Consider the following 13,811-nt stretch of genomic DNA (forward strand, 5'->3'; position numbering starts at 1 on the left):
CGTGAGGTCGCCGTCGCGACCCGCAGAAATGGCCATTTCTGCGGATGGGCGGCCGGTCGCGGTGGTATTGCGGCCGCTCGGGCTGGGGGACCTGCTCACCGGGGTGCCGGCCATCCGCGGCATCCGGGCCGCCGTCCCCGGCCACCGGCTGGTGCTGGCGACGACGCGCGCCCTCGAACCGCTCGCCGCGCTGATCGACGCCGTCGACGAGGTGCTGCCCGCCGTGGAGCTGGCGCCGCTGGACTGGTCCGGCCCGCCACCGGAGCTCGCCGTCGACCTGCACGGCAAGGGGCCGGCCTCGCACGTCGTCGTCGGCGACCTGCGCTCGCGGCGGCTGCTCACCTTCGCCAGCCCCGGCTGGCCGGGCCCGACCTGGTACCCGGACGAGCACGAGGTGCGCCGGTGGTGCCGGCTGGTCGACGAGGGGCTGGGGGTGCGGTGCGACCCCGACGCCCTCGACCTCGCCGTCCCGGACGTCGACCCACCGGTGCGCGACGTGGCGGTCGTGCATCCCGGGGCCGCGTTCCCCGGCCGGCGCTGGCCGCCGGAGCGGTTCGCCGCCGTCGCCCGGCACCTGGCCGCGGCGGGGGAGCGAGTGGTGGTCACCGGTGGCCCGGCCGAGCGGGAGCTCGCCCAGCACGTCGCGCAGCTCGCCGGGCTCCCGGACGACGCGGTGCTGGCCGGCCGGACGACGGCGCTGGAGCTCGCCGCGGTGGTCGCCGCCGCCCGGGTGGTGGTCTGCGGGGACACCGGGGTGGCCCACCTGGCGACCGCCTACCGGCGCCCCTCGGTGGTGCTCTTCGGCCCGGTGTCCCCGGCGCTGTGGGGGCCACCGTCCCGCCCGCAGCACCGGGTGCTGTGGCACGGGGACGGCACGGGCGACCCGCACGGCTCCGAGCTCGACCCGGCGCTGGCGCGGGTGACGGTCGAGGAGGTCACCACCGCCTTGGACAGCGTGCTGTCCTGTCCCGCCGAGGGGGGCCCGGAGGGCTCCGCGCAGGCGGTACGGGAGGGCTCCGCCTGACCGGGGAACCGCACGTGGCCGCGGTGCGATCCGGAGGATCGCGAGGTGCTCAGCCCCGGCGGCGGATGGCGTCGAACAGCGTCGCCTGCAGGTCCTCGGGGTCCAGCGCCTGGTAGGCCGCGCCCCCGGTCGCCTCGCCGATCTGCTCCAGCGCACCGAGGTCGGCCTCCGGGCCGAGCGCGATGCCGATGACCTTCACCGGGCGCTCCGGGTCGGCCTCGCTGCGCAGCGTGCTCACCAGCTCCCCGAGCTCGACACCTGCGGCGTCGTCGTCGTTGTCGCCGTCGGTGATCAGCACCACGGAGTTCACCGAGCCGGGGTCGTAGGCCTCCCGGGCGGCGCGCACCGCGGCCAGCGTGGTGTCGTACAGGCCGGTGCCACCGGGCCGCAGCCGGTCGGGGATGCTGCGCAGCTGCTCGGCGACGACCTGCCGGTGCGTGCGGCCGTCGACCTCGGCGCCGAAGGTGCGCAGCGGGGCCAGCTCCTGCCAGTCCCGCTGGCCCTCGAGCTGGTAGGCGAAGACCCACACGCCGCCGGAGTGGGAGTCCGGCAGCAGGCCCAGCGCACTGAGCGTGGCGTCCCGGGCCAGGGTGGCCCGGGTGCCGTCGCCGACCGGGGCGTTCATCGAGGTGGAGACGTCGACGACGGTCAGCAGCCGGGACGGCGTCGCCAGGCTGGCGACCCGCCCGAGCAGCGTCAGCATCGCGGTCGGCTCCAGCGCCAGCGTCTCCGGCGCCTCCTCGCGCACCCCGGAGCCCTCGCCGGCCCCGGCGGGGGCGTTGCCGGCGCGGTCGCGGAACCCGGCCTCGCGCACGGCCTCGTCGGCGGCGTCGGAGGTGAGGGCGCGGATCACCGCGTCGGTGGCCGGTTCCCCGGCCTCGGGGGCGTCGGTCACCCGGAGCACCGGGTAGTCCAGCGCGGGGGAGCCGTCGCTGGGGTAGACGGCGACGAGTGCGGCCTCCTCGGTGCCGGCGTTGGCGGCCAGCACCTCCTGCTCGCTCACCGGCACCAGCGGCGCGTCGGCACCGCCGGCGAGGCCCGCGGTCAGCCCGTCGCGGGCCGACGGCACCTCACCGCGGGCGGCCGCGAGCACCGCCGAGACGACGGCGTTGTCGGCCTCCTCGTCGCCGCCGAGGGACTGCCGAACGGCGGCGAGGACGGAGAGCCCCTCGGCGCTGGCGGTCAGGTCGGGGACGGCCAGCGCCCGGTCGGTGCGCAGCGCGTCACCCCAGCTGGGCGGCTCCTCGGCCCAGCCGAGCTCCTCGACGGCCGCGCGGCTGGTGGCCAGCACCAGCGGGGAGGTGGCCAGCGAACCCGAGGTCTCCAGGGCGGCGTCGGCCCCGGCCCGGGCGGCCCACAGCGAGGAGTCCGGCACCCACACCTCGGGCAGCTGCTCGGCGTCCAGCGAGCTCAGGTCGGCCAGGGTCTGCAGCGGCTCGCGGGCGGTCACCTCGGCGACGGCGCAGCCGCCGTCCGCCAGCTCGATCGGCTCGGCCAGCAGCTGCCCGACCAGGTCACCGACCTCCGGGGCGACGGCGACGCGGACGGTCTGCTCGTCCTCGCAGCCCCCGGCGGCCGCCGGGTCCCCGGACCCGGACTGCCCCCAGATCAGCAGACCCCCGCCGATGACGACGACGAGCAGGGCGGCGAGCCCGGCGAGCAGGGCCGGCCGGGCGGGCAGCCCGGAACCGGCGCGCGTCTGGGCGTGGCGCCCCATCTGGCTTCTCCGTAGGTCGTCGGCCCCCTGCGGGGAGCCCGGCGCGCACGTCGAGGACGCCTGCCGGGCTCGGGGTCGGACGGAACTCTACCCAGCTGAGCTGAGGAGGGGGCGGGACAGATCGGCGCCCAGTGCCCAGATGGTGACCCCGGGTGACGAGAGGTCAGCCGGCCTGCGCGGCGAGCAGCTCTCGCTGCGCGGCGAACCAGTCGACGGTGCGCCGCAGCCCCTCCTCGGAGGCGACCTGGGGCCGCCAGTCCAGCAGCTGCTGCGCCCGGGTGGTGTCCGGCCGGCGCACCTTCGGGTCGTCGACCGGCAGGTCGATGAAGCCGATCTCGGACGACGAGCCGGTCAGCTGCACGATCCAGCGGGCGAGCTCGAGCATGGACAGCTCGTCGGGGTTGCCGATGTTCACCGGGCCGGTCTCGGTCGAGGAGGCCAGTGCCAGGATGCCGCGCACCGTGTCGTCGACGTAGCAGATCGACCGGGTCTGCGACCCGTCCCCGGCGACGGTCAGCGGGCGGCCGGCCAGCGCCTGGCCGACGAACGCGGGGATGGCCCGGCCGTCGTCGGGGCGCATCCGCGGGCCGTAGGTGTTGAAGATCCGCACGATCGCGGTGTCGGTGTCCTGCGAGGTGCGGTAGGCGGTGGTGAGCGCCTCGCTGAACCGCTTGGCCTCGTCGTAGACCCCGCGCGGACCGACCGGGTTGACGTTGCCCCAGTACTCCTCGCGCTGCGGGTGCTCGAGCGGGTCGCCGTAGACCTCCGAGGTGGAGGCGAGCACGTAGCGGGCGCCCTTCTCCTTCGCCAGGCCCAGGGTGTGCAGGGTGCCGAGGCTGCCGACCTTGAGCGTCTCGATCGGCATCTTCAGGTAGTCGACCGGGCTGGCCGGGGAGGCGAAGTGCAGGACGAGGTCGACCGGGCCGGGCACGTGCACGTAGTCGGTGACGTCGCACCGGACCAGCCGGAACCCGGGCCGCTCCGTCAGGTGCCGGACGTTCTCCGGTGAGCCGGTGAGGAAGTTGTCCAGGCAGACGACCTCGACCCCGCGGTCGAGCAGCTGCTCGCAGAGGTGGGAGCCCAGGAAGCCCGCGCCGCCGGTCACCACCGCACGCTTGATCTCCCGAGCGCTGCGCACCGCCATCGCCTGAACTCCCTCGTCCCGCCGTCCGCGGCCGGAACCGGCCAGGCCGGGCCTACCCGGAGATCAACTCCGGAAACACTTCACCTCCGAAGTGTCCGGGCCGCCGGCTCCCGGGGGAGCCGGCGGCCCTCGTGAGGTGCTGGAACGGCCCAGGTGAGGGGCTGGAACGGCCCTCGTGCAGGGACCCGGCCCGAGCGGAGCGAGGGTCGGGGGGCACGAGGGTCCTTCCTCAGTCCACGGGCTCCTCGTCCGGGATGCCGTTGGCCGGCGGCGGGGCCTGCTCCCCGTCCCACTCGGTGATCTCGGCGTCGCCGATGTCGGTGATCATCACCGGCTGGACCTCCTCGGTGGTGTCGCCGGTGATCCGGCTGATCGACATCCCGCTGGTGCCCAGGTGGCTGTCCGCGGAGTAGCGGAACGGCGCCAGCACCGGGCCCTCCCACTCGCTGCCGGCGGTCTCGATCGCCTCGACCAGACCGTCCCGGGTCGGGTTCTGCCCGGCGGCCTGCAGCGCCTGCACGGTGGTGTACGCCTGCGCCATGCCGTAGATCCGGTAGTTGGTCAGCTCGCCGTCGCCGCCGCACTCGTCCCAGATCCGCTGGAACTCCTGCACCCACGGGTCCTCGGGCTCGTCGACCGTCGGCAGGTAGTCCGTGGTGAGCGCGCCGTCCAGCAGGCTGGAGTCGCTCACCTGGCCCTGGGAGAAGTTGTTCAGCAGGCTGCCGACCAGCGTCGGGTCAGACCCGACGTTGGAGTAGAACCACTGCGGGTCGTAGCCCAGCTGCAGGGCGGCGAGCTGGGACAGCGCGGTGTAGCTGGGCACGTTGAAGCCGACGACGAAGTCGGCCCCGGCGGCCTGCAGCGCGGCGATCTGCGGGCCGATGTTGGTGTTGCCCGGCGTGTACCGCTCGGCCGCCACGACCTGGTCGTCGATGTACTCGCGGATGCCGGCCTCGCCGTCCTCGCCGAAGTCGTCGTCCTGCAGGAACAGCCCGACCTGCGCGTCCGGGAACTCCTCGGCGATGTACTGGCCGATGATCTTCCCCTCGCTCATGTAGTCGGTCTGCCAGCCGAACGTGTAGGGGTTGGCCTCCGGGTCCTCGCCCCACAGCAGCGAGCCGGAGGAGACGAACAGGTCGGGCACCCCCTCGCTGTTGAGGAAGTCCAGGACGGCGGTGTGCGTGGGGGTGCCGAGGCCGCCGACGATGGCGAACACCTCGTCCTCCAGGACCAGCTGCTGCACCACCTGGCTGGTGTTCGTCGGGTTGTAGGCGTCGTCCCGGTAGACGTACTCGATCTGCCGGCCGTTCACCCCGCCCTGCTCGTTGAGGCAGTCGTAGTAGGCCTGCGAGCCGGTCGGGATCTCGCTGTATCCGGGCGCGGCGACCCCGGTCAGCGGGAAGTGCGCACCGAGCTTGATCGAGGTCTCGGTGACGCCGACGTCGGAGGCCTCGTTGGCCCCGCCATCGCCGCCGGCGTCACCACCACCGCCACCACCACCGCCCCCCTCGTCGCCGCCGCCACAGGCGGCGAGGGTGGCGACGACGGCGGCTGCGGTCAGGGTGGTGGCGAGGCGTCGGGAGGATCTGGACAACGGTGCTCCTCTGGTGCGGCCCGGGCGTCGTTGCCCGGGAGTGGGTGGGGGGATGAGGCCGGGAGCTGCGGACCGGGCCGCCCTCACCCCCTGCTCGGCCGGCCCGCCGACCGCGCGGCGCGGCGGGTGAGCCAGCGCCGGCGGAGGCTGCCGACGAGGCCGGCGGGGGCGAAGATCATCACGACGACGAGCACCACGCCGTAGACGAACGGGGCGAGCTGGGCGGCCTCGGTGTCGTTGAGCCCCCAGCCGCTGCCGAGGTCGGTGACGAACGGCGGCAGGAAGACCAGCAGGGCGGAGCCGAGCAGCGCGCCGAGCAGGCTGCCCAGCCCGCCGATGACGACCGCGGTCAGCAGCGACAGCGAGAGCACCAGGGTGAAGCCGCTGGGCGCGGCCAGCCGCACGACCAGGGCCAGCACCCCGCCGGCCAGCCCGGCGGCGGCCGCGCTGACGGTGAACGCGAGCACCCGCCACGCCCCGAGGTGGATGCCGGCCAGCTCGGCGGCGACGTCCTGGTCGCGGACCGCGCGCCAGGTCCGCCCGATCCGGCTGCGGACCAGGTTGGCCAGCAGGAAGTAGGTGATCAGCAGGCAGATCGCCCCGAGGTAGGCCAGCCACTTGGTGTTGCTGGCCGCGTTGCCCGAGACGGCGCCGATGAAGGACTCGAAGGCCTCCGGCGCGCGCGGCGCCCGGACCCGCAGGCCCTGCTCGCCGCCGAGGAGGTCGTGGAAGTAGATCGCCAGCCCGGGCAGGCCGACGGCGAGGGCGAGCGTGGCGCCGGCCAGGTACGGGCCGTGCAGCCGGGCGGCCGCGACCCCGACCAGCGCGCCGACGGCGGTGGCGACGACGACGGCGGCCAGCAGGACGAGCGGCAGGGGCAGCGGTTCCTCGGCCGCCAGGAACAGGGCCGTGGTGTACGCGCCGACGGCCATCAGCGCCCCGTGCCCCAGCGAGATCTGCCCGTTCATCCCGGTCAGGACGGTGAGCCCGCCGGCCGCGATGGCGTAGTAGCTCAGCGTCGCCAGCTGCGAGTTGGTGAACGGGTCGGTGACCTCCAGCAGCACCACCGCGGCGATCGCGCCGAGCACCAGCACCAGCAGGTGCCGCAGCAGCGTCGAGCTCGGCAGCAGGCCGCGGCGGCCGGTCGGGGTGGGCTCGTCGGCGGCCGCGGTGGCCTGCGTCGGGGCGTCGTCGGTGGCCGCGCCGTCGGTGGTCCGGCCGGTCGTGGCGGTGGGGCTCTGCAGGTCGCTCATCGTCACGCCCTCCGGGCCGTGCTGCTGGCGAACAGGCCGCCGGGGCGGACGAGCAGCACCACCATCAGGATGGCCAGCGCGGCCACGTTGACCAGGGCGCTGCCGCGCTCCACGTAGCCGCTGACGTAGCTCAGTGCCAGGCCGAGGACCAGCCCGCCGACGATGGCGCCGAGGGGGGAGTCCAGCCCGCCGAGCACCGCGGCGACGAAGCCGAACACGATCAGGCTGTCCATGTACGCGGGGTAGACGAACTCCCCGCCGGCGATCAGCAGCCCGGCGAGCGAGCCGACGACGGCGGCCAGCGCCCAGCCCAGGGTGAGCATCCGGCCGACCCGGACGCCGAGCAGCCGGGCGACCTCTTGGCCGAAGGCCGAGGCCCGCATGGCCAGCCCGACCCGGGTGAAGCGGAAGAGCACGACCAGCAGGGCCATGGTCACCAGGACCGCGACGATCACGTAGACGCTGTTGGGGGTCAGCGCGATCCGGTCGTCGCCGATCTGGAAGCCCTGCAGCCCGAACGGGGTGCCGAAGGACTGGAACGACGAGCCGAACACGATCGCGATGCCCGCCTGGATGGCGACGAACAGGCCCAGGGTCACGATGACGGCGTTGAGCTCCGGGCCGCCCTCGACGGGCCGGATGACCACCCGCTCGATGACCGCGCCGAGCAGGAAGCCCGAGGCCAGCGCGACGACCAGCGCGACCCAGTAGGACTGCCCGGCCTGGATCAGCGCGAGGGCGATGAACGTGGTCGCGGCCGCCATCGAGCCCTGGGCGAAGTTGACGATCCGGGTGGACCGCCAGATCAGCACCAGGGCCAGGGCGAAGGCGGCGTAGACCATGCCCTCGGTCAGCCCGGTGAGGGTGACGTTCACGAAGTACTGCACGGCGGGGGTGTCCTCCTGGCGGGACGGCGGTCGGTGCGGGCGGGCGGCTCAGAAACCGAGATAGGCGTGCCGGAGCTGCTCGTCGGCCAGCAGCGCGGACGCGGAGTCGGTGACGACGACCCGGCCCAGGTTGAGGACGACGCCGACGTCGGCGACCGACAGCGCGCTGCGCGCGTTCTGCTCGACCAGCAGCACCGACAGCCCCTCGTCGTCCACCAGCCGGCGGAGCAGCTCGAAGATCTGCGCCACGATCCGGGGGGCGAGGCCGAGGGAGGGCTCGTCGAGCAGCAGCATCCGCGGCTGGGCCAGCAGCGCCCGGCCGATGACCAGCATCTGCCGCTCGCCCCCGGACAGGGTGTGCGCCGGGTTCTCCCGCCGTTCGGCGATCCGGGGGAAGAGGTCGTAGACCCGGTCGAACTCCTCCCGGCCGACCTTGCCGCGGAACAGCGCGCCGACCCGGAGGTTCTCCTCGACGGTCAGCTCGGCGATCACCCCGCGGCCCTCCGGCACGTGCGCCATGCCCTTGCGCACCATCGCCTCGACCGGGGCCGCGGTGATGTCCTCGCCGTCGAGGGTCACCCGGCCCGACGAGCTCCGGACCAGCCCGCTGATCGTGCGCAGCAGCGTCGTCTTCCCGGCGCCGTTGGCGCCCAGCACGGCGGTGATCTGCCCGGTGCCGGCCTGCAGGGAGACGCCGTCCAGCGCCCGCACCGGCCCGTAGGCGGCGGTCAGCTCGGTGACCTCCAGCAGCGCCGGACCCTGCCCGGGCACGGGCGCGACCGCCGTGCGGCCACCCCCGGCCGGGTCAGCCACGGTCCACCTCCGCCGCCGTCCCGGAGGGGCGGACGTCGTCCCCGAGGTAGGCCTCGGTGACGGCGGGGTCGGCCTGCACCTCGGCGGGCGTGCCGGCGGAGATGCACCGGCCGGAGTCGAGCACGGTGATCCGGTCGCAGACCCGCATCACCAGGTCCATGTGGTGCTCGACCAGCAGCACGCTCATCCGCCCGGACAGGGTGCGGATCAGCGAGCCCAGCTCGTGCATCTCGTCCTCGCCCAGGCCGCTGGCGGGCTCGTCGAGCAGCAGCAGGTCGGGCTCGCCGACCAGGGCCCGGGCCAGCGCGACCCGCTTCTGCACCGGGTAGGGCAGCCCGCCGGGGTACGCGCCGGCGTACCGCTCCGCACCGAGGTCGCGCAGCGCGGCGGTGGCCCGGTCGCGCAGTGCCCGCTCGTCGCGGTCGGACCGGGGGAGCGCCAGCAGCGCGGCGGCGAAGCCGGCCCGGGCGTGCCGGTGCGCGCCGATCATGACGTTCTCCAGCACGGTGAGCCCGGCGAACAGGCTGACGCCCTGCAGGGTCCGGGCGATGCCGAGGCCGGCCAGCTGGTGCGGGCGCAGCCGGCGGACCGGCTCCCCCCGCCAGGTCATCTGCCCGGCAGTGGGGCGGACCAGCCCGCAGGCCACGTTGAACAGCGTGGTCTTGCCGGCTCCGTTCGGGCCGATCAGGCCGTGCACCTGGCCGGGCTCGACGGTGAGCGACACGTCGGCCAGCGCGGTGACGCCGCCGAACGCGACGGTGATGCCGGTCAGCTCCAGGCGGGACGGCGGGAGGGCCCCGCGCTGCCGCGCCGCGCGCGGGTGGACGGCGGTGCTGCCTGCGGTCGCTCTCGGCTCCGCCAACGGGCCCACGGCTCCTCTGCCTCGGGTGGACGCCGGCGCTGGGGCCGGTCGCGTCGGGGGTCCCGACTGCTCCCGAGCCTGGAGTGCAGTGAGAGGGGTCACAATGGGCGCCCAGCACAGTGATGACCGGGCGTGGTTGTGCACTGTGTCCAAGGTCACAACGAGGTGACGGTGAGGAGGTGGGCGGTGCAGCCGTTCCGCCCGCAGGTGGCCGCCCGGCTGGCCGAGCTGGCCCCGCCGCTGCTGGACCGGCTGGACGCGATGACCGACCGGATGGTCGGCATCCTGACCCGCACCGACAGCGCCTACGCCGCGCAGTCACCGGCCGTGCTGGTCGAACTGCACGCCTCCATCCGGGAGAACCTCGAGCGCGGCGTGCGGACCCTGGTCGGCGGCGGGGACGACGGGGGCCACGCGGCGCTCGCGGCCGCCCGCGAGGTGGGCCGCCGCCGGGCCGCCCAGGGGATGCCGCTGGAGACGGTGCTGCGGGCCTACCGGCTCGGCGGGCAGGTCACCTGGGAGGAGCTGCGGCGGGCCACGCAGGACGCCGACGCCCCGGGGGACAGCGACGTGCTGCTGGAGGTCGCCGGCTCGGTGTGGCACGTCAACGACCTGCAGTGCGCCGCGCTGGCCGAGGCGTACCGCTGCGAGGAGCGGCGGCTGGCCGGCATCGACGACCAGGCGCGGCAGCAGGTGCTCGACGGGCTGCTGAGCGGCCGGGGCGACGACCCGGTGTTCGTCCGCGCCGCCGCCGAGCTGCTGGCGCTGCCGCTGGACGGCCGGCTGGTCTGCGTCGTGGCGCCCCCGGACGACGCCGGCGGACCCACCCTGGCCGCCCCCGGGGCCCGGCTGCTCAAGCGGGGGGTGCGCTCGGTCTGGGGCTGGCGCTTCGGCGCCCAGGTCGGGGTGGTCGCGCTGGGGAACCGGGGGGCCGGGGAGCTGGCGGAGTGGCTGGCGGAGCTGGCCGAGGGGCCGGTCGGCCTCTCCGCCGTCGTCGAGGGCGCGGCCACGATCGCGGCCGCCTGGCGGTTGGCGGACACCGCGGCCCGGACGCTGCCGGCCGGCAGCCGACAGGTGGTGCCGATCGACGAGCGGCTGCCCGAGGCGCTGCTCATCAGCGCCCCGGAGATCGCCGACCGGCTCGTGGCGCAGACCCTGGGCCGGGTGCTGGAGCTGCCCGGCGACGAACGCGAGCTGCTGCTGGGCACCCTGGCCGCCGTGCTGGCCGCCGACGGGTCACCGACCCGCGCCGCCGACGCGCTGTACTGCCACCGGAACACGGTCATGCACCGTCTGCGCCGGATCGAGCAGCTCACCGGCCGCGCGGTGACCGACCCCCGGACCCGGCTGCTCTGGCAGCTGGCCCTGCTGGGCACCGGGCACCGGCGGCCGGCCGAGCGCTACTGCAGGTAGTTCTCCACCGTCGGCTCGGGGCGGGGCTGCGCCTGCTCGGGGTCCTCGCCGTACTGCCGCTTGGCGTCCCGCTGCCGCTGCAGGTCCCAGAGCTGGTCGCGCTCGTGCTCGATGTGGGCGAGCCGGGCGCGCTGCTCCTCGGTGTGGTCACCGTGCTCGCGCAGCTGGCGCTCCTCCTCGGCCAGCGCGTGGATCCGGTCGTGGATCTGCTGGTCGTTCAGGTGCTCGTGGGTGTTGGTCTCGTCGGCCATCTCGTCCTCTCCTCGTGCGTCCCGGTCCACTTGCCCCGCAACGGCGCCGCTCACGCCTCGGGCCGCTCCGGCACCCAGCCCTCCACGAAGGCGGCCAGCCGGCGGGTGACCGCGCCCCCGGACCGGCCCAGCGCGAGCAGCGCCGACCGCTCCAGCGGGACCCGCACCGGACGGCGCACCGGTGCCGGCGCGCTCCGGACCGCGTGCCCGGCGCTGACCAGGTCGGCGACCGGCCGGTCCAGCTGGGCGCGCACCCGGTCCAGGGCGGCGGCGGCCGGACCGGCGTTGCCGGTCACCATCGCGGTCACGAACGCCGGGTCGCTGCCGGCGACCCGGGTGCCGTCGCGGAAGCTGCCGGCGGCCAGCGACAGCGCCAGCGGCCCCGCCTCACCGGCCGCGGCCGCCAGCGCCGCGGCCAGCAGGTGCGGGACGGCGCTGATCGCGGCGACCGCGTCGTCGTGCTCGGCGGCGGTCACCGGCACCACCTCCGCGCCGACGGCGAGGGCCACCTCGGCCACCCGCAGCCAGCGGCGCAGGTCGGTGCCCGGCTCCAGGCACAGCGCCCAGCGGGCACCGCGGAACAGCTCGGGGTCGACGGCGTCCGGGCCGGAGCGCTCGGTGCCGCACATCGGGTGCCCGCCGACGAACCGGTCGCCGAGCGCGGCGCCCAGCTCGGCGAGGACGGGCCCCTTGACCGAGCCGACGTCGGTGACCGTGGCGCCCGGGTCGATCCGCAGCCCGTCGAGGGCGCTGCCCAGCACCGGCAGCGGGACGGCGAGGACGACCACGCCGGTGAGGTCCTGGGTGACCCGCACGCCGTGCTCCTCGGCGACGGCGCGGGCGGCCGGGTCGACGTCCCAGCCGGAGACCGCGCGCCCGGCGGCGGCCAGCGCGGCGGCCAGCGACCCGCCCAGCTGGCCGAGCCCGACCACCGAGACCGGCGGCGCCGGCATGGTGGGCACGGGGAAGGACGTCGACCGTTCCGGCGGGGTGGGGACGTCGGCCTGGGGATCCGCCATGATCGGACCCTATGACCCCCCGGTCCTTCCTCCTGACGCCGGAGCTCGCCGACTACGTCCGTGCCGGCTCCGAGCCGCCCGATGCGGTGGTGGCCGACCTGCTGGCCGAGACCGCCGCGCTCGCCGACCGCGGTGAGGCTCCGGCGAGCTTCCAGATCGCCCCGGAGCAGGGCGCGCTCATGCAGCTGCTCACCCGGGCGCTCGGGGTCCGCCGGGCTGTCGAGATCGGCACCTTCACCGGGTACTCCGCGCTGTGCGTCGCCCGCGGCCTGCCCGCCGACGGCCGGCTGACCTGTCTGGACCGCAACGGCGAGTGGACGGCGGTGGCCCGCCGGTACTGGGAGCGGGCGGGGGTCGCCGACCGGATCGAGCTGCGGCTGGGCGATGCCCACGCGACGCTGCGTGAGCTGCCGGCCGAGCCGGTGTTCGACCTGGCGTTCGTGGACGCCGACAAGAGCGGCTACGCCGACTACGTCGACCAGTTGCACCCCCGGATGGCCGAGAACGGGCTGGTGCTGCTGGACAACACCCTGCGCCACGGCCGGGTGCTCGAGCCGCGCAGCGACGATGACCGTGCGGTGGTCGAGCTGAACGCCGCACTGTCCACCGATCCCCGCTGGGAGACCGTGCTGCTCCCGGTGTCCGACGGGTTGACCTTCCTGCGCAAGCGATGAGTCAGGAGCCCTTGCGCACGAGCTTCGCGGTGCGGGTGGCCCGCACCGGCGGCCGCTGGCGCTGCGAGCTGCTGGCCGCCGACGCCTCCGACGAACTGCCCGTCCTCGAGCGGGCCCTCGCCGAGCCGGCCGCCGAGGGCTGGCCCGGCCCGTACGTGCTGGTCGTCGACAGCCGGCTGTACTTCGTCGCCCTGCGCCCCGGTCCCGGCGGGATGGTGCGGGCGCTGATCTCCGACGCCACCTTCCAGGAGTGGCTGCTGGCCGCCGAGGTGGTCGAGCGCTACGGCATCCCGGTCGACGACGTGAGCTTCGACGAGGACGAGGAGGGCTGGCCCGGCGGGGACCTGGACCTCTTCGCCGACGCCGGGCTGCCCGCCGAGGAGCTCGCGGCGCTGCTGTCCTCCGACGAGCTGTGGGCCGACGAGATGGTGCTGGCGATCGCGGGACGCCTCGGGTTCGCCGAGCAGCTGGCCGAGGTGGCCGCGCCGTGACCGCGCCGGACGCCGTCGACGCGGCGATGGTGCGGGCGCTCGAGCTGGCCGCGGCGGCGCAGGAGTGGGGTGACACGCCCATCGGTGCGGTCGTGCTCGGTCCGGACGGCGCGGTGCTGGCCGAGGCGGCCAACGAGCGGGAGAAGGTCGGCGACCCCACCGCGCACGCCGAGGTGCTGGCGCTGCGGGCGGCCGCCCGGGCCCACGGCGACGGGTGGCGGCTGAGCGGCGCGACGCTGGTGGTGACGCTGGAGCCCTGCACGATGTGCGCCGGCGCCAGCGTGCTCGCCCGGGTCGCCCATGTCGTCTACGGCGCCGACGACCCGAAGGCCGGCGCGGCCGGATCGCTGTGGGACGTCGTCCGGGACCGCCGGCTCAACCACCGGCCCGAGGTGACCGGCGGCGTCCGGGCCGAGGAGTCGGCGGCACTGCTACGCGCCTTCTTCCGCGCCAAGCGGGGCCTGTAGTCTCTGCGGCGGTGGCGTGTCCGAGCGGCCGAAGGAGCACGCCTCGAAAGCGTGTGAGGTGCAAGCCTCCGTGGGTTCAAATCCCACCGCCACCGCCAGCCGAGAGGGGGGGGGGGGGGGGGGGGGGGGGGGGGGCGGCCGGCGGCGGGGGGGCGCGCCGCCCTGCGGGAGGTTCTGAACCACGCCGCCGGCCCCCCCCACC

The 13,811-nt window shown here is 75.4% G+C and carries 14 protein-coding genes and 1 tRNA gene; 6 read left to right on the forward strand and 9 right to left on the reverse strand.

Going from position 1 to position 13,811, the window contains the following annotated elements; translation table 11 throughout:
- Nucleotides 1-61: 61 nt before the first annotated feature.
- A complete protein-coding gene (locus tag ACI79U_RS17790; RefSeq protein WP_457070561.1) occupies nucleotides 62-1,024 on the forward strand; it encodes a glycosyltransferase family 9 protein in 963 nt (320 codons plus the stop codon).
- 49 nt (nucleotides 1,025-1,073) lie between these two features.
- Here ACI79U_RS17790 and ACI79U_RS17795 read toward each other — a convergent pair whose 3' ends face one another.
- The 7 genes from ACI79U_RS17795 to ACI79U_RS17825 form a co-directional block, all read right to left on the reverse strand.
- On the reverse strand, nucleotides 1,074-2,741 hold the full coding sequence (locus tag ACI79U_RS17795; protein ID WP_457070559.1) for a VWA domain-containing protein: 1,668 nt from the start codon (nucleotides 2,739-2,741) through the stop codon (nucleotides 1,074-1,076).
- Nucleotides 2,742-2,904: 163 nt separating this feature from the next.
- On the reverse strand, nucleotides 2,905-3,885 hold the full coding sequence (locus ACI79U_RS17800) for a UDP-glucuronic acid decarboxylase family protein (protein ID WP_457070557.1): 981 nt from the start codon (nucleotides 3,883-3,885) through the stop codon (nucleotides 2,905-2,907).
- 229 nt (nucleotides 3,886-4,114) lie between these two features.
- Nucleotides 4,115-5,479, reverse strand: coding sequence for an ABC transporter substrate-binding protein (locus tag ACI79U_RS17805; RefSeq protein WP_457070555.1), 1,365 nt, complete (start codon nucleotides 5,477-5,479; stop codon nucleotides 4,115-4,117).
- An 83-nt stretch (nucleotides 5,480-5,562) separates the two neighbouring features.
- Entirely contained in the window at nucleotides 5,563-6,732 is a 1,170-nt protein-coding gene (locus tag ACI79U_RS17810; protein WP_457070553.1) for a branched-chain amino acid ABC transporter permease, read from the reverse strand.
- A 2-nt stretch (nucleotides 6,733-6,734) separates the two neighbouring features.
- Nucleotides 6,735-7,619 carry a branched-chain amino acid ABC transporter permease gene (locus ACI79U_RS17815; protein ID WP_457070551.1) on the reverse strand — a complete coding sequence of 295 codons (885 nt, stop codon included), beginning with the start codon at nucleotides 7,617-7,619 and terminating at the stop codon, nucleotides 6,735-6,737.
- Between the two features lie 48 nt (nucleotides 7,620-7,667).
- On the reverse strand, nucleotides 7,668-8,432 hold the full coding sequence (locus ACI79U_RS17820; protein ID WP_457070549.1) for an ABC transporter ATP-binding protein: 765 nt from the start codon (nucleotides 8,430-8,432) through the stop codon (nucleotides 7,668-7,670).
- Nucleotides 8,425-9,303, reverse strand: coding sequence for an ABC transporter ATP-binding protein (locus ACI79U_RS17825; RefSeq protein WP_457070547.1), 879 nt, complete (start codon nucleotides 9,301-9,303; stop codon nucleotides 8,425-8,427). The genes ACI79U_RS17820 and ACI79U_RS17825 overlap by 8 nt, the downstream gene beginning before the upstream one ends.
- 177 nt (nucleotides 9,304-9,480) lie before the next feature.
- Here ACI79U_RS17825 and ACI79U_RS17830 point away from each other — a divergent pair, with 177 nt between their 5' ends.
- Entirely contained in the window at nucleotides 9,481-10,707 is a 1,227-nt protein-coding gene (locus tag ACI79U_RS17830; RefSeq protein ID WP_457070545.1) for a PucR family transcriptional regulator, read from the forward strand.
- Here the strand turns inward: ACI79U_RS17830 and ACI79U_RS17835 are convergent.
- Nucleotides 10,695-10,958: a DUF2630 family protein gene (locus ACI79U_RS17835; RefSeq protein WP_457070543.1), complete on the reverse strand. Its 264-nt coding sequence runs from the start codon at nucleotides 10,956-10,958 to the stop codon at nucleotides 10,695-10,697. The genes ACI79U_RS17830 and ACI79U_RS17835 overlap by 13 nt on opposite strands.
- 50 nt (nucleotides 10,959-11,008) lie before the next feature.
- Entirely contained in the window at nucleotides 11,009-11,977 is a 969-nt protein-coding gene (locus ACI79U_RS17840) for a prephenate dehydrogenase (RefSeq protein WP_457070541.1), read from the reverse strand.
- 11 nt (nucleotides 11,978-11,988) lie between these two features.
- Between ACI79U_RS17840 and ACI79U_RS17845 the strand changes: the two genes are divergently transcribed.
- From ACI79U_RS17845 to ACI79U_RS17860, 4 genes are all read left to right on the forward strand, one after another.
- Nucleotides 11,989-12,651: an O-methyltransferase gene (locus ACI79U_RS17845; protein ID WP_457070539.1), complete on the forward strand. Its 663-nt coding sequence runs from the start codon at nucleotides 11,989-11,991 to the stop codon at nucleotides 12,649-12,651.
- A gap of 11 nt (nucleotides 12,652-12,662) precedes the next feature.
- Nucleotides 12,663-13,142 (forward strand): tRNA adenosine deaminase-associated protein, encoded by a 480-nt coding sequence (locus ACI79U_RS17850; protein ID WP_457070537.1) that lies wholly within the window; start codon nucleotides 12,663-12,665, stop codon nucleotides 13,140-13,142.
- The gene (locus ACI79U_RS17855; RefSeq protein WP_457070535.1) at nucleotides 13,139-13,609 is read left to right on the forward strand and encodes a nucleoside deaminase; all 471 of its coding nucleotides are present in this window, start codon (nucleotides 13,139-13,141) and stop codon (nucleotides 13,607-13,609) included. Before ACI79U_RS17850 ends, ACI79U_RS17855 begins: the two co-directional genes overlap by 4 nt.
- A 10-nt stretch (nucleotides 13,610-13,619) precedes the next feature.
- Nucleotides 13,620-13,707: transfer RNA gene (locus ACI79U_RS17860), tRNA-Ser, on the forward strand.
- The last annotated feature ends 104 nt before the right edge of the window (nucleotides 13,708-13,811 follow it).

It is taken from the genome of Modestobacter sp. SYSU DS0904, assembly GCF_054051115.1.